Raw genomic sequence first — 17502 nt, forward strand, 5'->3', positions numbered from 1 at the left:
AATTATCGCTGAGTGTAGCAGCCGCAAAAACGGCACCCGGAGGTGCCGTGATGGCTATCAGATTATATCCGGTAACGCGTAGGCGATGACGTAATCGCCCTTACCTGTTCTCATGAAATGATGTCCGGTTGCTTCGATCACCACATACTCTTTACCGTTCTGTTCATAAACCATTGGGTTTGCCTGGCCACCTGCCGGCAGCGGCGCTGACCAGACCGTTTTCCCGGTTCTAATATCAATGGCACGGATAAGGTCATCCGTTGCTGCTGCAATGAAGACCAGCCCGCCTTTAGTTACGGCAGAACCCCCATTGTTAGGCGTTCCGATGTTGATCGGCATGCCGGTTGGAATGCCAAATGGACCGTTTTTCCTGGCCGTCCCTAGCGGGCGATCCCAGACGGTGTGCCCGGTACGCAAATCAATTGCACGAATGCCACCGTACGCGGGCTCGTTGCAGAGCATGCCGGTAAAGCCATTCTGCCAGCCCGGATTGATGTTCAGCGCAAACGGCGCGCCGCTCTGTGGTGTCAGCGGACTGGCATGGGTGTCAAGGTTATAGCCAATTTTATCCGAAGGATGGACGTGAAGCTTATCCGCAACGCTCCTTGCCACAAACTCGGTATAGTTAACGGTGTTGTTATAGTTGGCAATGACAAGACCATTCACAGGGTCAACTGAAACGCCACCCCAGTCACTTCCGCCGTTGTAGCCCGGATAGGAAATAAACGGTCTTCCGATTGAGCCCGGCGTATAGGCGCCTCTGTAGTCAGCCTGCTGGAATTTAATCCGGCAGTACAGCTGGTCCAATGGCGTCAGCCCCCAGGTGCTGGCAGGCGTCAGATCCGGTTTGCGCATGCTATTGAAAGTGGAATATGGCTGGGTCGGCGAACGCTTATCCGGGTCGGTTCCTCCCTGTGGCGCTGGCTTTTCAATCACATCAAACAGCGGCTTGCCGTTTTCACGATTAAGAACGTAAAGCTCAGCGTTTTTGGTCGGAAGAATGATGGCGGGAATTTTACTGCCATCAGCCTGAGGATAGTCAACGAGGGTAGGAGGTGAGCCCAGATCGAAATCCCAGATGTCATGATGGGTCGTCTGGAAGTTCCAGCGCGGGAGCCCGGTGTTAATATCAAGTGCTACCAGCGAATCGCCGTACTTCAGCTCAGCAGGGGTACGCGGCGCGCTCCAGTAGTCACCGGAAGGGTTAGCGACAGGAAGATACACCAGCCCCAGTTTTTCATCACCGGTAAACGAGGTCCAAACGTTAGGACTTCCGCGCTTGTAAGCGTTATTGCCGTGCTTAGGCGTGGCGTCCTCAGGATTAGCAGCATCCCATGCCCACTTTAGCTTGCCGGTTCGAACGTCGTAGGCTTTAGTAACGCCTGGCGGGCCAAAGACACGCTGGCCGTCAATGACCTGATGGCCAACAACAATCGTATCCCTGATCACTACCGCTCCGGAGGTAATCGAAACGTAGCCGGTGTAGGTTTCACCCATATCCTTAAGGATCGATACCTCGCCGTTATTGCCGAAATCAGTGCAACGGGTTCCGTCCTGCGCATCCACCTCGAATACACGGGCATCCAGCGTGCCCAGAATGATCCTGCGATCACAGTGTTGATAAACAGCAGCGATAGCAGGAGCCGAAGCTGGCTGCGAAGGTTGTTGAGAGGGTTTCCGAGTACCGTCAAAATAGGCCAGAGAGCGGCATGCAGGAGTGTAAGGCAGCGCATCCCGGTTAATTTTAGGGTCAAAGCGCCATTTTTGTTTTCCCGTCGCAGGGTCTAAGGCGACAATGTTGTTGGCAGCGGTACAGACATACAGGAAGTCACCCACCTTGATTGGTGTGTTCTCCGTACCCCAGCGAGCGCCTGGTGGCAAATCTCCCGCATGCGTCTGCCAGGCAACCTTCAGTTTACTGACGTTAGCAGGCGTAATCTGTGAGGTAGAGGAATAACGCGCTGCAGACAGATTTCCACCATAGGCAGGCCAGTCATTTTTGACCTCCTGTGACGTAGTGCCGGTGCCGGTGTCAGCGGAAAAGTTTTTACCGTCAGGTGCCGGAAAACCATTGGCTTCGGTCGTGTTATGAGGAAGAAATGCCAGACCGCCCGCGCCAATAAAGGTGAGAACCAGTACTCCCGTCACAGCCCCGCTGTGCTTACGCTGCAGGCGTGGAAGCAGCGTTGACAGGTGGAAGGAGAACGCGATCGCCAGCACCAGTATCAATGCGAAACGAGGCACCCAGCGCCAGTAATCCGTACCGGATTCAGATATCGTCCAGAACAGCGTGCCGAAGAACAGCAGGCTGAACCAGAGAACCGCAATAGCTTTCCCCCTGAAAAGGGCCACCCCAGACAAAATGCTGAGGACGCCTGCAATGGCGTAATACCAGTTACCTCCCAGCGAAATAAGCCAGACACCGCCGGCAAGCATGTAGATTCCCAGCAGCAACAGTATTGCTGCAAGCAGTTTACCGACCCATCCTGGACGGTTCTTGAGGTTTGAAGGTTGATTCACGATTATGACCTTGCCTGTATGAATAATTAAACTAAATAAAGCGCGCAAATTGTTATCACGATGTAAGTATTTTGTCACACCAGTTATTTATTTTAAGCACTAATTATCCAATGAGCCTTTAATTCATGAGTGCATGAGAAAAAACTCATCATATTAAAAATGAAAATGTACGCCTATAGTTTTATGGGGCAGGTGCATTTGAATAATGAGGTGATAATCAGTCTGGTGGATTAAAAAAATCTTACTTATTTGTCTCATTAAAACCTGCATCTACAATTTCGCTAAATTGAAAAGGGATTAAACATGGGGATTAAAAGTCAAAAGAAATCCGAGCGGTTCATTCCTGCTGAAATAGCCAAAAAACTCCCTGATACCTCGGAAAGCATGTTGGCGGATGAATATCTGACGGACAGGCCTCAAGCCAGTTGCAGGGTCTTCCGAGCCTACAAAGGTGTTACCCCGCATTTCCATCAACAGTGTGATGAGTATTTATATGTTGTATCCGGCAGAGGGACGTTCTGGATGGAAGATGAAAGCACCGAGGCCGAGTTTGCTCCGGGTCACCTGTTATTTTTTGAGCGTAACGTGGTTCATGCGCTGCCAACGCTCATTGAAGAGCCCGTCGTTTTCCTGTCCATCGACAGTCCCCGTCGGGAACCTGATGATATCATTTTTGTGAACCCTGAGGACGGCTCTGCGTCTGATTTTATGCTACGTAACGGGCAGGGATAGCGCGCAATTGCCCGATGTTCTGCCGTGAGTGTTCTGGCGACAGAGGTCGGGCAGGCCACATATCAAAGCTGTACCTGTCATGCGTGGCATGATCTTCTGATGCAGAGTTCAGTTAGTGTGATTTCATTCAAAAGCAATAAGTCAGCTGAAGCCGGTTTAGAAATCAGTATTTGTTTCAACCGATTCACCATTAATCGCATTTTCCAGACTGAGGTGAATGTTCTCACCTATAGCCATGGCATTATCAATTAACTCATCCAAATCATGATCTGTCACCACGACCGCATTTCCGTCTTTATTCTTTCCGCCACGATGCACCAGATGTTTACGTTTTAACGTAGCTAATTCGATAGCATCAATTGGCGCTTCGCAGATAAATATCAAAGGTGGCTTTAAATCGCTTTTTTAATACGAGCAGCATTATGCTAACTAGCGCTGATATGATGCTCCTTCACTACTTTGATAAGCTCTTCCCTGATTTTTCAACCGGTTCTCCTTTGAAGGTAAGGGCGATGATCTCTTTGCTGAATTTGAGCTCGGTTTTGGCCTTTTCAATAAATTCGGCAATGTATAAATCATCTTTATTAATACGCATTAATGAATAATTCAACCAAGAGCGTTTCATGGGCGGTAATGACATTCGTGTACAAGATACTGAGCAGATGATCTTTTCGCTCATTTTTAAAATCACCGTCAGCCAGAGATCTTATACCTTCAACTATTAATTTCTCATTCAGAGCCGTCGCATCCGCTAATGGCAGGAAACGGACGCGCGCGTTAGGTTCGCTATGAGCGAATAGCGGACATTCACGGCCATCAATTTAGCTGACAACATGCCCTTGATATATCGTCAAATTAGTGGCGTTTTTCTTTCGAAATTCTTTAAACAGATTCAAATTTCATTAGTTATGACTCCTGCATCTTAACGACTACTTTGCCCTTCGCGTGCCCCTGACCCAAATAGGCAAGAGCTTCCTTTGCTTCTATAAAAGGGAATACCTTGTCGATCACCGGCCTGATTTGTTCCGCCTCAATGAGTTTGCCGATTTGGGCGAGCTGATCGCCATCAGGACGGACAAAAAGAAATGAATAAATGAGGCCTCGATTTTTTGTAAGACGCATGATCTTGCGGCTCATCAGCCCGAAAACTAAACGCAGCAGGACGTTTAGTCTCCGCGACCGGGCGAACGCAGCATCTAATGGACCGATGAGAGAAACAATTTTTCCACCCGGCTTGAGAATTTGGGTGGATTTTTCAATTGAATCGCCTCTGATAGTGCCGAGAACCACATCGTAGCCGCTCAGCTCGTTTTCAAATTCCTGCTTTTTATAATCAATCACTTCGTCTGCGCCAAGATGACTCACCCACCCGGCGTTGTCTGTGCTGGTTGTCGTGGCCACCTGTGCGCCAAGGTGCTTCGCCAGTTGGATGGCAAAACTGCCAATCCCCCCGGAACCTGCCGGGATGAAGACCTTCTGACCAGGCTGCAACCCGGCTCGCTCTGTCAGCGCCTGCCAGCATGTGAGACTCACCATCGGGAGCGAAGCCGCCTGTACGAAATCCAGGTTCTTGGGTTTTATGGCTGCAGCGCTCTCTGGCACCACTGCAAACTCCGCAAGAGAACCTATTCCCGTGTCGAAAGTGCTGGCGAAAATTTCGTCACCAGGCTTGAACCTCATCACTCGACTCCCCACGGCGATGACAACCCCGGCTAAGTCGCTTCCCAAAGTGGCGGGGAGTTTAAAATGCAAAACCGGTTTGAATATTCCGGTTGGGATCATGTTATCAATCGGGTTCAGACCCACAGCGAAAACTTTTACCAGGATTTCATTATCATCGGGGGAAGGGCAATCGATGTTATCGAATCCCAGCTCAGGGGATTTACCATAGCGTTTAAACGTAAGTGCTTTCATCGTCTTATTCTTCATTTATTTTTTCGCATCAAGCTGAAGACTTTTGCGCACCACATTATCCAGGAATGACGCAGGGGCGAATCTGAGAATAAAATTCAATTGACCTGCCAGCCTTCCCGCCGTGTAGCGCACCTTCGGGCGTAAAGTCTGAGCAGCTTTAACCACCACGTCAGCCACCACCTCCGGACTTTCCGCCTCAGCCATTGCTTTGCTCACCACTTTCGTCAGCTTAGCCCGGATTTGGTCATACTCCTGAAGCTTTGCATCCGCTTCGATATTATTGGCTTCAAACTGTGTTTTCATGTAGGCAGGTTCGATGACAGACACTCTGATGCCCTGTGTGCGCAGTTCATGATCCAGTGCTCCGGTATACCCTTCGACCGCATGCTTACTGGCAGCATAAAGTGCCACATACGGCAACGGAACGATGCCGAGTATCGAACCGATATTGATGATGCGCCCGCTGCCCTGACGGCGCATATGAGGGATCACTGCGCGGCTCAACCTGACGATGCCCAAAAAGTTGGTGTCGAAAATGTGTTTGGCCTGTTCGACAGAACTCTCTTCCGCCGCCGCTGGAGCAACCCCAAAGCCCGCATTATTAATCAGAACATCGATTCGCCCCTCGAGACGCAACAACTCCTCAATGGCGGCCTCGACAGAAGCGTCGTCCGTCACATCCAGCGCCAGTATAGGAAATGGATGCTTTCCCGCCTGAGCGCCACGCCGGCTCGTACCATATACCGTAAATCCTGCGGCTAAAAGTTTGTGACCAGACGCTTCGCCGATACCCGAGGACGCGCCGGTAACCAGTGCAACACGTTTTTTTGCCATGCTGAATAAGGCCTTCATGAGATGTTTCAGGTTTCTCATCGCTGATGAGACGACAGGCTGTAATGGATTTATTTCGGATTTACCGCTGTGCAGAACAGCTGGAAGACCGTTCTGCACAGGACACCTCATTGATTACAGTGCTTTATATCGTTCTGCGGATTCATCTTGTTTGATGTCTGAAAGCAGAGCCTGACGCGAAGCATCGAGGGTGTCCCAGCGGGCAGCATTATGTAAAGGCGGAATGGTGACCCGTTCACGGCGGTCAAAACCTACCAGTGCGGCATCCACTAACTCGCCCACTTCCATGAATTTTGCCGAGTTAGTGATGTCGATACCCGCACGATCCCAGATTTCTGTGTAAGTGCCGGCAGGGAGCACCGCCTGGATATAAATGCCTTTAGATGACAGCTCGATATTCATTCCCTGAGACAGGAAAAGCACGAAGGCTTTGGTGGCGCCGTAAACCGTCATGGCAAATTCTGGGGCGAGGCCGACGATGGAACTGATGTTGACGATCGATCCCTCGCCTGCTTGCACAAAGCGTGGTGCCACGGCACTGGCAAGTCTCGTCAGCGCAGTAACATTAAGCGCGATAAGGCTTTCTATTGAATCAGGTGTCTGCTCTGTAAAACTGCCGGACTGTGCAATACCCGCGTTATTGATAAGAATGCCAATCTGCGCGTCTTCACGCAGGCGAGCTTCGACCACAGCTAAATCGCTGGTTTGCGTAAGGTCAGCAGGCAAAACATCGACAGAAATGCCATTTTCCTGTCGCAGACGATCGGCCAGTATTTCTAACTTCGTTTTGTCGCGCGCAACCAAAACCAGGTCGTGGCCCCGGCGGGCGAACCGTTCAGCGTAAACCGCACCAATACCCGTGGATGCGCCTGTAATGAGAACTGAAGCTTTAGTCATAATTTGATCTTCTTTATTAAAGTGTAAACAGAATTCGCCATGTGCGATGTATGAAGAACCGTCACACCGGTGCTTTACTTACTGGTCTCAGTCAGCGACGGGTAATCGGTATATCCCGCTGCGCCACCGCCATAAAGTGTTTCAGGATTGATTGAGGCCAGAGGTACGCCCGTCTTCAGCCTCTCGACCAGATCGGGGTTGGAGATGAATGGGCGACCAAACGCGAACAGATCGGCTTTACCCTGCGCAAGCTGAGCGGACGCCAGTTCCAGGTCATAGCCATTGTTGCCAATGTAAGTGTTTTTAAAACGCCGGCGCAGGGAGTCGTAATTGAACGGGGATACATCACGCGGGCCGCCCGTCGCACCTTCAACTACATGGAGGTACACGATGCCTAATGCGCTGAGTTGGTCAGCGACGTAATCATATTGCTGCTGCGGATCACTGCACGAAATCGCATTTGCAGGAGAAACCGGTGAAATACGTACGCCGGTGCGGTCAGCACCAATCTCATCTTTTACGGCCGCCGTGACTTCCAGCAGCAGGCGCGCACGATTCTCGACAGAGCCGCCGTATTTATCAGTTCGCTGATTTGCGCCATCTTTGAGGAACTGTTCCAGTAGATAACCATTCGCGCCGTGAATCTCTACGCCGTCAAAGCCGGCGGCAATGGCATTGGCCGATGCCGTTCTGAAATCGTCGATAATCCCCGGTATTTCCTGCAACTCCAGCGCACGTGGCTCAGAAACATCAGCAAAGCCATTGTTCACAAAGGTTTTTGTCGCGGCGCGAATGGCAGACGGCGCGACCGGTGCAGCGCCACCCGGCTGTAAATCGACATGCGAAATTCGTCCTACGTGCCATAACTGTACAAATATGCGCCCACCTTTGGCATGCACCGCGTCAGTCACTTTACGCCAGCCATCGATTTGAGCCTGCGTGTAGATCCCCGGCGTATCCTGATAGCCCTGCGCCTGTGCGGAGATCTGCGTGGCTTCAGTGATCAGCAATCCTGCTGTGGCACGCTGGGCGTAGTAGGTCGCCGCCAGTTCGCCCGGTACCAGCCCCGCTCCGGCCCGGTTACGTGTCAGCGGCGCCATCACGATGTGGTTGGCCAAAGTTAGTGAGCCAAGTTCATAGGGTTGAAATAATGTCTGATTCGTCATGCTTATTCGCCCGTTAATGGTGGGTTAAGGTGTCAATATAATGATGATGATCATAATCTATAATGTCAACTCGTTTGATTACGGTCATCATCAATGTATACTTAAACTCAATTTTTAAGAGGGGCAGGAAAGCATGAAAGTGTCGAAAGAGCAGGTTCGGGAAAATCGGACACGCATTGTTGAAACGGCCTCAGAACTCTTTCGCGAACGCGGTTACGATGGCGTGGGCGTGGCGGAACTGATGTCAGCGGCAGGCTTAACCCATGGCGGGTTTTACAAGCACTTTGGTTCAAAGGCAGACCTGATGGCGGAAGCGATGAGCTGCGGATTTACGCGTACTGCAGAAAGCACGGCAGGTGTGGACCGGGAAAAATTTATTGCATACTACCTCTCCCGACAACATCGCGATGATATGGGAAAAGGGTGCGTGATGTCAGCACTGGGCACCGATACATCCCGTCAGTCTGAATCAATCAAGGCGACATTTGCCGCTGGAATTGAACGCCAACTCGCCGTTTTAGGAACTGAAAATGGCACGCGCGCTGACCTGATAGATACCATCGCCCATCTTGTGGGTGCACTGGTGTTGTCTCGTGCCTGCCCAGATAATTCCGCTCTGGCTGATGAAATTCTGGATGTCTGCCGTGCGCGTCTTGTTAATCATGAAGCCAGTGAGGATTGAATGTGTTGGGCTTAGGGGACTTTTTTCAGCAGTGCATATAAATAAATCACCAACGTCCGCTTCTGGCACTCAGCAGACGTTCAGGCCCATCATGGTTCCTGCTTCGCTGGCGGAAGCAATTTTTTAGCTTCGTGAATGAGCTTTTCAATCTCTTCCAAAGGGATGCATCCTTCGTAGCAAGAAAAAGAGAATTCATGAGTTACGTCGGAATAGAAGACTTCAGCAATTTGCCGGAGCGGGGATGTTCCAGCCTCAGAAAGTTCGAGGTACATACCATCACGGATGACATCGCTTCCACAGGTTAGGTTGTATTGGATCTTAGCCATAAATATAATCCTCCATTTTTCCTGTTAATGATGCCTTGTTCTAGCGTAATAAAACATATCCCTGAATATAACTTGCATCGGTCCGCTATGAGCGAAATGCGGGCGTTGCTAACCTGGCAATATATTAACCAACATAAATAAGGTTGTTTTGGCTGTAAATCCTGGCCTTGCTTGAATTTATCTTATTAAATACATCAACTTTTTCTGTTGAACTTTAAAACAACAAGATGTTAGATGAGATTTTATGTAAAAATCATTATTCTTAATTAACCCACCTCTATCAGACTACAAATCAATAAATTCAGTCAAGAGATAATCAGTTATCTCACTTCCCACACTTTGAATTAATTTCAATTGTTATTGATTACCCTGCTAAAAGTATCACTCTGATTGTTGGTTTTAATTCCTATCGATTAAGATTAATGTATAATTTCTACCTGGCCCATATATCCATTTTACGATGTATTCAAATGAACGCCACGATGCTGAACTTGATTGCAGAATAGAAGTAATATTATTAGATATCAAGTTCTGGGAATGGCAGGGGACAACGCTACTAATAACGCAGATAAGTACTTTGCAATGATTGTCATAGCAGATAAGGTCGCGAGGCTTCAGATAGCTCTGGATATTAAAAAAAGAAGAGTGGAGACGTATTGGATCGTCAATTAGCTTTAAAGATTGAATTTAAAAAAAAGCGCTCAATGAGCGCCAGGCGATCCTACATAGTAACTCAATGGTTACTTTTTATTGGAGACTCAAATTCCAATCTCATCTTTAACCCAAGAGCGCGCTTTCTTGACAGTTTCCAAAGGCGGTGCTTTTTCGGGGTCTTGTTCTGCTTCAATAATTATCCAACCATCATAGGTTGAATCTTTAAGGTAATTAATTACTGGAGCGTAATTAACAATGCCGTCTCCAGGAACTGCGAATAAACCGTTTCTGACTGCATCATTAAAACTGAGGTTATTGTTGATCACATTGTCTAAAACATCGCCTCTCACATCCTTCATATGAATGTGTGCAACACGATTGCCGTAGTTTTCAAGTACCCAGCCGATATCCACGCCTGCCGCGGTTGCGTGGCCACAATCAAGCACGATACCCACTAAATCATCAGTTGCTTCAAGGAATGCTTTCAGCTCATCGTTAGTTTCAACCACCATCATCAGGTGATGATGGTAAGCGAGGCGCAGGCCATAAATTTTCAACAGTGAGAAAGCCAGGTTATTAACTTTCTGTGCGTACTGCTCAAGGCTAATATTCGCTAAGGCTGGAGACAGGGATAATGGCTCATCCAGAGGTGCACTTCCGGGCATTGCCCCACATTCTCCATAAACCAAAACTTTTGCACCAAGTGACTTCAGAAGCAATGCATGATCGTGAACAGCTTCAAGCTCTTCTTCGAAACTACGTTCGATAAGGAATCCGTTAAACCAGCCAGAGGCTAACTTGAGTTTTGCGTTGGAAAGTATTGGCTGAAGTTTATTAACTGTTCTGGGGAATTTACGGCCTAACTCAATCCCTTCATAACCCGCTGCCGCGGCTTCTTCAAGACAGGTTTCCAGCGGGATATCACCGCCAAGATCTTCCAACACGTCATTTGTCCAGGACAGTGGGCTAACGCCAACACGAATACGCTTTGATACGCTCATAATTCTATCCTTCAAAATAAAAAGCATCGCTTCCGATGACCTGAGAAACGATGCTAAGTAGGTTCTCAGAGACTCTGAGGAAATTTCAGTATTACAAAGTGAACGCTTCGCGGAAGGATTCTAACGCCACCACCGAATCACCTGATGCCCAACCTTCCAGTGCTACTACGCCGTGATAATTGATACCCTTTAGGGCACGAGCAATGGCTTTATAGTTGATTTCACCTGTTCCCGGTTCTTTACGGCCCGGAACGTCAGCAACCTGAATTTCACCGATATGCTTCTCACTTCTCTTGATTAGTTCTACCAAATTACCTTCGCCAATCTGAGCGTGATAAATATCCAGGTTCATTTTCAGGTATGGGCTGTTTACGGCGGCAACTAACGCCAGAGTGTCTTCCGCTTTTGCAAAAGGCGTACCCGGATGATCAACAGCAGTATTAAGGTTCTCTAGTGTGAAAACCTTGCCTGCCTTCTCTCCCAACGTAGCGAGTGCATCCAGAGTGCTCTTCGCTTTCAGCCACATTTCACCAGTAACAATTTCAACAGGTTTCACTGGCAGGCCAACATTGTTCAGACCAGTACCGTGCAAGTTGAGAGAAGGACAGCCAAGGCGACGTGCAACTTCGATTGACTCATTAGCGCTGGAAAGCAGCTTGGCAATCTCACCACTGTCGGTAAGATTGCCAGAGATATATCCGGTCATTGAAGTGATACGAGCACCGATTTTAACCAGCGCATCAATGTCTTTCTTGGTCCAGTCCCAGATTTCAACACCGAAGCCCATAGCGTGAATACGTTCTACGCGCTCAAGAAATGGCAGGTCGAGAAACACCATTTCTGCGCAGACGGACAATGAGTAGTTAGACATCTAAAATCCTTAAAGATTGATTGGCTGAGACTGTTGAACAGAAGCAATGCATGCCAGTGCGATTTCCAGTGCGTTGCGCGCATCTTCGCCAGTTGCTTTCGGGATTTCACCAGTAGCAACACAACGAACGAAGTCGGTCAACTCAGCCACATAAGCGTCACGCAGCAGATCGGTATCACGACGAGCAGTATCAATAGAGATGCCCTCGGTGGTGTAACGCACACAGTTGTTCACATTGATGTTGCCAGCCTGCAACATGCCTTTGCTGCCGAACACTTCACCACGAACGTCATATCCATAAACGGCCTGGAAATTAGCTTCAGCAGTGGCGATCGCGCCATTATCAAAACGAATGTTCACTACGGCGGTGTCCAGTAAACCGCGATCTTTAAAATCAGGACGCACTAACGCATCGGCAACGGCATAAATCTGAGTCGGTTTCGCGCCTGGGTTCAGATGCAGAAGGATGTCAAAGTCGTGGATTAATGTTTCCAGGAAAATTGTCCAGTGTGGGATTGGCGTTGGATCACCCAGACCTGGGTCACGCGTGATTGAACGAAGCAGTTGAGGTACGCCAATCTTACCTGCTTTGATCTCTTCATAGGCTGCAGCGAAACCGCTCACGAAACGACGGTTAAAGCCAACTTGCAGAGCTACACCGGCTTCTTTAGCCGCGTTGATGGCTTTATCAGCCTCTTCCAGCGTGACAGCCATTGGCTTTTCACAGAATACACCTTTACCTGCTTTAGCTGCGGCTACAACCAGCTCAGCGTGAGTACGAGCTGGTGATGCAATGACCACTGCGTCGATTTCTGGATCATTCAGCATTGCCTGTGGGTCGGTATAAGATTTTTGCGCGCCCAGCTTAGCGGCCAGCTTGTCAGCGGCACCCGGAACAGGATCTGCAACTGCGACTAATGTTGCACCTGGAATACGTTGGGCAACCGTTTCACCGTGGAAACTGCCCATACGACCTGCGCCAATCAGACCAACGCGCACAATATTTTTAACAGACATGTAACTCTCCTCAGTATGTAGGGTATTTACGGCTTACTTTGTGATACAGATTCTGGTGTGATGAGCGGTTGCTCATGACCAAAACGACGGGATTTTGAAAGCATCAATGGTTCGATATGCTCCAGCGAGACGCCTTTAGTTTCCGGCAGGAAGCGGCCAACAAACCAAAACGCGATGACACTGAATCCTCCACATAACAGCAGCGGGAAAGCGCCATTGAAGTGTTCCATCAGCACTGGGCTTCGGTTCATCATTGGGAAGCTCTGCGTCACGATGAAGTTTGAAACCCATAGGGAACAGAACGCGTAGCCCATGGCGACAGCTCGCATACGGTTCGGGAAAATTTCGGAGATCAGCAGCCATGCACCAAGACTCCATGACAGGCCAAAAACAAAAATAAAACCGACTAATCCCACAACCGGTAAGTAGCCTTTTGCTTCATTCATGAATGCCCAGGAAGTGAAGAACAGGAAGGCAGCACACCCCAATGCTCCCCAGCGCAGCAGGGGAATACGGCCTACCCGGTCAAATGCAACCAGCGCAATGCTTACACCGGCAAGCAGCGCCAATCCAAGGAATATGCTCTGGAATAGCGAATCCTGGGTATTACCGGTGACGTTCTGTAATAACGATGGTGCGAAGTACATCAGGATGTTGATGCCCGAAACTTGCTGAAGGACGGCAATCGCACAACCGATCCAAAGAATGTAAGAGGCTTTTTTGTCTTTCAGGATGCCGCGCTGCGGTTGACCATCGTTTGAGGCAGAATCTGCAGCGATAGAACCACGAATCGCGCTATAAAGGCGTTCAGCATGTGCTGCGTTTGAAAGAGAGGTGAGCACCTTGAGTGCTTTTTCTTTCTTGTTGTGCATCGCATACCAACGTGGTGATTCCGGCATAAAGCAAGCCATTATCAGGAACAGCACGCAGGGAACCAATGCCGATGCCAGCATCCAGCGCCAGCCCATAGAAACGATCCATTCGTGAGCTGCTCCCTTAGCAATCAGATAGTTGACCACATAAACAACCAACTGACCGCTTACCATCAGCATTTGCTGCATACCCAGCATGCGGCCACGCAAATCTTTCGGCGATACTTCAGCGATATAGAGAGGCGTGACCGCTGAAGCCATGCCTACAGCCAATCCACCTATCAAACGGTAAACAACAAACCACGTCAGGTCATTGGCCAATGCCGCGCCAATAGCCGAGATCGCGAACAAAATTGCGGTAATGATCAGTGTCGATTTGCGCCCGATGCGGTCAGTCAAGCGACCGACCCCCCAGGCACCAATGACGCATCCCAAAATCACGTTAGAAACAGCCCAGCCACTTTCCGCTGGTGAGAGCGATAAATGTTCGGTTAAGGGATCAATAACGCCAGAAATGACGGAGGCGTCATAGCCGAGAATGATTCCACTGACTGAAGCGATGGCACAGATGAATATGAGGTAAGGCACATTGTGCTTTCGTGTAGACATTTCATTACTTCTCCACGTTGGTTTTTTTAAGTTATTTGTCTTTGTAGGTAAGACATAACTACTTAGCAACGGGTGTGCCAGGTCACACTCCACTGTTTTATAAGGAAATAAAAAAAGACATCGATCACAAAGTGTTTATTAAAAAGACATGTCTTCATCACATGTCTATAGAATGGACACATTCAAAGCTACAAAGAATGAAATCTATGGACCATTTTCACGAGATGACTTGGGACGAGGAATGGGAGCTTATCGCGAAGCTTAACCATGAGCAGGGATTTGCCGAGTACAATGAAAAACTGGGAATGGCCTGGAAAGCCTTCGAAAAGGGCGATACCCCTAAAGGCCTTCGTTCGGCTATTCACGCATCATGGTTACGTAGCCATACGGAAGGCATTAATGCCTATCGTTTTGAATATCAGTTCTGCGATGAGAGCGAGTTACGAAGAATACTGGCGCGGAACGCGCTGTTAATCTCCATCGCGCGCGACATCATGCGTAATCTGCTTGCCTACAATCCTGATGGCCACATTAATCTGACCGATGCCAATGGCATAACACTGCATTTTTGTGGCCAGGATTTAACGCCAGTAGGCAGTATTCTCAGTGAGGCCATATCAGGCACCAACTGCACTGGCCGGTGCCTGAAAGAGAATAAGTTGGTTTATATGCTCAGCGCAGAGAACTATAAAGAAGCGCTGCGCATTCGTGGCAAACATTGTGCGGCTGCCCCTATCAGGGACGAGAACGGCGTTATGCTTGGCGTTCTGACTTTGACTGCAAACCCCGGTTGTTTCCACTATCACACGCTTGGAACCGTCCAGGCCGCTGCCGAGGCGATTTCACAGCAGCTTATTTTGCGGCATCTGGTGAATGAGCAGGAATCAGTGATGGAAGCGCTGAATGAAGGTGTTCTGGTCGTCAGTGAACAAGGCATTATTCGGCAGATAAACCGTTATGCCCGTGAGGTGCTCGGCATACAGGGGGATGTCCGCTTCCGGGATGCTGATCAAGTATTACTTCCTGAAGGTTGCTCGTTGAGGGAGTTGCCAGCCTGTAAGGATCGAAATATTGCTCTTTGCCCAAGCCCTGATTCACGTATTTTATGTGTGATTTCAGTTGTCGTTACTCCCGAAGGTGGTCGCGTCATTTCAATGCGTGATAACCGACGTGTGCGAGATATGACGCGTCGTGTTATTGGCAGCAGCGCCAGCTACAACTTTGATATGATCCTCGGCCAGTCAAGAGTAATGCAGGATACCCGTAATAAAGCTCGAAATGCCGGACGCAGTGACAGCACCGTGCTTCTGACAGGAGAGAGCGGAACGGGCAAGGAGTTATTTGCTCAGTCTATCCATAATGGCAGCACCCGCAATACCGGTCCGTTTCTTGCGGTAAACTGTGGCGCGATTCCTCGTGATTTGGTGCAAAGCGAATTATTTGGCTACGAAGATGGCGCCTTCACCGGTTCGAGACGCGGTGGTGCAGCGGGCAAATTTGAACTGGCGGATGGAGGAACACTATTCCTCGACGAAATCGGTGATATGCCTCTTGAAGCTCAGGCAAGTCTGTTAAGAGTGTTGCAGGAGGGTGAAGTGATGCGTATCGGCGGTAAACGACCGCTGAAAGTGAATGTACGTATCGTAGCTGCAACCCACCGCGATTTGAAAAAAGATATTGAAAATGGCTCTTTCCGTCGAGATCTCTTCTTTCGCCTGAATGTGATCAGCTTGCCGATTCCGCCATTACGTTCGAGAAAAGAAGATGTTAAAGAGTTGGCTAACTGGTTCTGTGAAAAAATCTGTCGCGCACTCAATCGAGAACGCGCATTCTTTTCCAGCTCGGCGTTGCAGTTGATGGAAAGCTACGACTGGCCAGGAAATGTGCGTGAGCTGGAAAATATCGTTGAGCGAACCATAAATCTGACGGAAACGGACGATATCCGGGATAAGGACCTTCCAGAGGAGCTTCGTCTACCCGCTTATGCTGATTTAGGTCTACCACGTGAGAAAGTGAAAAGTTTCAATCTTAAGGATGGCGAAAAGACGTTGATCGAACTTTGCCTGATGGAAAAACTGGGCAACATGCGACAAGTCGCCATCGCGCTTAATCTTTCACGCGGTGCACTGTATAACAAGATTAAGAGATATGGGATTGAACCCAGTGATTACCGCGGGTTAAACCATGAAGCTTGACCCCTACAAAACACACAATTTTCATCAGGAGGTCTGCATATCGCTATTCCTGAACTTTAACAGGCCAGAGTAAGCAATCAATTTTTGCATTCCTTACATCCATCACTGACAGTGCGGAATGGTGGCGCACTACGTTTGCAAAAATTGCTGGCGTGGTGATTACCACGCAAAATCAGGTATTCAGGTGGATAGTTTGCTTCGCTAGCTAATGAAAAAAAGTGCGGGTTTAGTAAAGTTCGATGCGGTACGAACCTGCAAAGGTATGCATTAATAATGCCTTTATGAGCGAAGACCGAACATATTAAATTCGGCTATTTTATTGGTTTCTGTGGTCAGTAAAAATTACCATGCATTACCCTCCCACTATTCAGAATTCATAGATTATATGAGGAAATTACAAAAACTAATTGCCGCTGAGCGTACCGCTTTTTCGCCTTACTCAAGCCTATCTTCAAAGTCGATATCACGTATCGCATCAAAATGCCGAAAGGATGAAGTTGCAGATGCGCATATCCTCATTATGCAGCTCAAATCCGAGTTGGCCACAGTTGCTGATTGGGATGGAGATACACAGGATGACATCTGGAGGGCCATCGAACTGTACAGATCGATCACGCTAAAAGTGAGAGAATAAATGGTTGGAGTACGCTTTTGGCTTGAAACCACCAAAGTACATGGGCGAAAGGGCTGCTATGAGCCAAAATCGGCCGTTCAGGTTAAAAATAAGCTTAAGGTTATGTCCATGTAGCCGAGGAATATCAGACAGCCTGGTAGGCTGGTCTGATATTATCCCCATTCGATCCGATATCGTTTTCTTCGGGGCGCTCCCCACCTTCCTGTCCGGTATTCAGTAAACCACTGGGTTCTGTCATCATTTTTACCGCATTCTCATTGGACGTTCTATGTGTAATGTATTTGGTACAACATAGATATCGCCCGAACTGACGTGGACGTTGCCGTCTCAAAAATTAATAAGCAACTCACCCTCACTAACTCGAAGGTGTTGCCAAAAATTCCGGTCGCTGTTCGGCCAGCAATGTAAATCCGGTTACTTCCGGATACAACGCACGGCTGAAGGTATCCGGAAGCATCAATTCTGTAAAACGCCAGGCTACTGCGATGCTGATACCGGCCACGGACAGCATGTCAGGATGACTTTCCCGCAGCCCGTTCTCCAGCGTCTGCAAGGCACCA

Annotated in this window: 15 protein-coding genes and 1 pseudogene; 3 read left to right on the top strand and 13 right to left on the bottom strand. The window is 48.8% G+C overall.

Going from position 1 to position 17502, the window contains the following annotated elements:
- Nucleotides 1–57 precede the first annotated feature (57 nt).
- A complete protein-coding gene (locus tag K5Y30_RS24440; RefSeq protein ID WP_370634243.1) occupies nucleotides 58–2520 on the bottom strand; it encodes a membrane-bound PQQ-dependent dehydrogenase, glucose/quinate/shikimate family in 2463 nt (820 codons plus the stop codon).
- A 303-nt stretch (nucleotides 2521–2823) separates the two neighbouring features.
- Between K5Y30_RS24440 and K5Y30_RS24445 the strand changes: the two genes are divergently transcribed.
- A complete protein-coding gene (locus tag K5Y30_RS24445; RefSeq protein ID WP_255606818.1) occupies nucleotides 2824–3252 on the top strand; it encodes a cupin domain-containing protein in 429 nt (142 codons plus the stop codon).
- A 156-nt stretch (nucleotides 3253–3408) separates the two neighbouring features.
- On the opposite strand, the gene K5Y30_RS24995 is transcribed toward K5Y30_RS24445, so the two are convergent.
- From K5Y30_RS24995 to K5Y30_RS24475, 6 genes are all read right to left on the bottom strand, one after another.
- On the bottom strand, nucleotides 3409–3636 hold the full coding sequence (locus tag K5Y30_RS24995; RefSeq protein WP_222213989.1) for a hypothetical protein: 228 nt from the start codon (nucleotides 3634–3636) through the stop codon (nucleotides 3409–3411).
- A 70-nt stretch (nucleotides 3637–3706) separates the two neighbouring features.
- Nucleotides 3707–3931 carry a hypothetical protein gene (locus K5Y30_RS25000; protein WP_222213991.1) on the bottom strand — a complete coding sequence of 75 codons (225 nt, stop codon included), beginning with the start codon at nucleotides 3929–3931 and terminating at the stop codon, nucleotides 3707–3709.
- 227 nt (nucleotides 3932–4158) lie between these two features.
- Nucleotides 4159–5181: an NADP-dependent oxidoreductase gene (locus K5Y30_RS24460; RefSeq protein WP_222213993.1), complete on the bottom strand. Its 1023-nt coding sequence runs from the start codon at nucleotides 5179–5181 to the stop codon at nucleotides 4159–4161.
- Nucleotides 5182–6000 carry an oxidoreductase gene (locus K5Y30_RS24465; protein WP_222214001.1) on the bottom strand — a complete coding sequence of 273 codons (819 nt, stop codon included), beginning with the start codon at nucleotides 5998–6000 and terminating at the stop codon, nucleotides 5182–5184. It lies immediately after the preceding gene.
- 132 nt (nucleotides 6001–6132) lie between these two features.
- On the bottom strand, nucleotides 6133–6915 hold the full coding sequence (locus K5Y30_RS24470; RefSeq protein ID WP_222213995.1) for an SDR family oxidoreductase: 783 nt from the start codon (nucleotides 6913–6915) through the stop codon (nucleotides 6133–6135).
- A 74-nt stretch (nucleotides 6916–6989) separates the two neighbouring features.
- Nucleotides 6990–8081, bottom strand: coding sequence for an alkene reductase (locus K5Y30_RS24475; protein ID WP_222213996.1), 1092 nt, complete (start codon nucleotides 8079–8081; stop codon nucleotides 6990–6992).
- 133 nt (nucleotides 8082–8214) lie between these two features.
- On the opposite strand from K5Y30_RS24475, the gene K5Y30_RS24480 reads away from it, so the two are divergent.
- On the top strand, nucleotides 8215–8763 hold the full coding sequence (locus K5Y30_RS24480) for a TetR/AcrR family transcriptional regulator (RefSeq protein WP_222213997.1): 549 nt from the start codon (nucleotides 8215–8217) through the stop codon (nucleotides 8761–8763).
- 89 nt (nucleotides 8764–8852) lie between these two features.
- Here K5Y30_RS24480 and K5Y30_RS24485 read toward each other — a convergent pair whose 3' ends face one another.
- The 5 genes from K5Y30_RS24485 to K5Y30_RS24505 form a co-directional block, all read right to left on the bottom strand.
- Nucleotides 8853–9089 carry a hypothetical protein gene (locus K5Y30_RS24485; RefSeq protein WP_222183818.1) on the bottom strand — a complete coding sequence of 79 codons (237 nt, stop codon included), beginning with the start codon at nucleotides 9087–9089 and terminating at the stop codon, nucleotides 8853–8855.
- Nucleotides 9090–9847: 758 nt separating this feature from the next.
- Nucleotides 9848–10744, bottom strand: coding sequence for a myo-inosose-2 dehydratase (gene iolE, locus K5Y30_RS24490; RefSeq protein ID WP_222183816.1), 897 nt, complete (start codon nucleotides 10742–10744; stop codon nucleotides 9848–9850).
- Nucleotides 10745–10835: 91 nt separating this feature from the next.
- Nucleotides 10836–11615: a TIM barrel protein gene (locus K5Y30_RS24495; protein WP_222183814.1), complete on the bottom strand. Its 780-nt coding sequence runs from the start codon at nucleotides 11613–11615 to the stop codon at nucleotides 10836–10838.
- Nucleotides 11616–11624: 9 nt separating this feature from the next.
- Nucleotides 11625–12632 carry a Gfo/Idh/MocA family oxidoreductase gene (locus K5Y30_RS24500; protein WP_222183804.1) on the bottom strand — a complete coding sequence of 336 codons (1008 nt, stop codon included), beginning with the start codon at nucleotides 12630–12632 and terminating at the stop codon, nucleotides 11625–11627.
- Nucleotides 12633–12658: 26 nt separating this feature from the next.
- Nucleotides 12659–14206, bottom strand: coding sequence for a sugar porter family MFS transporter (locus K5Y30_RS24505; protein ID WP_370634244.1), 1548 nt, complete (start codon nucleotides 14204–14206; stop codon nucleotides 12659–12661).
- Nucleotides 14207–14319: 113 nt separating this feature from the next.
- Here K5Y30_RS24505 and K5Y30_RS24510 point away from each other — a divergent pair, with 113 nt between their 5' ends.
- Nucleotides 14320–16308 carry a sigma-54-dependent Fis family transcriptional regulator gene (locus K5Y30_RS24510; protein WP_222183800.1) on the top strand — a complete coding sequence of 663 codons (1989 nt, stop codon included), beginning with the start codon at nucleotides 14320–14322 and terminating at the stop codon, nucleotides 16306–16308.
- A gap of 989 nt (nucleotides 16309–17297) precedes the next feature.
- On the opposite strand, the pseudogene K5Y30_RS24515 reads toward K5Y30_RS24510, so the two are convergent.
- Nucleotides 17298–17502, bottom strand: a pseudogene (locus tag K5Y30_RS24515) (glutathione S-transferase); the annotation flags it as partial.

It is taken from the genome of Pantoea sp. DY-5 (assembly GCF_019795955.1).
Lineage (GTDB): Bacteria > Pseudomonadota > Gammaproteobacteria > Enterobacterales > Enterobacteriaceae > Pantoea > Pantoea leporis.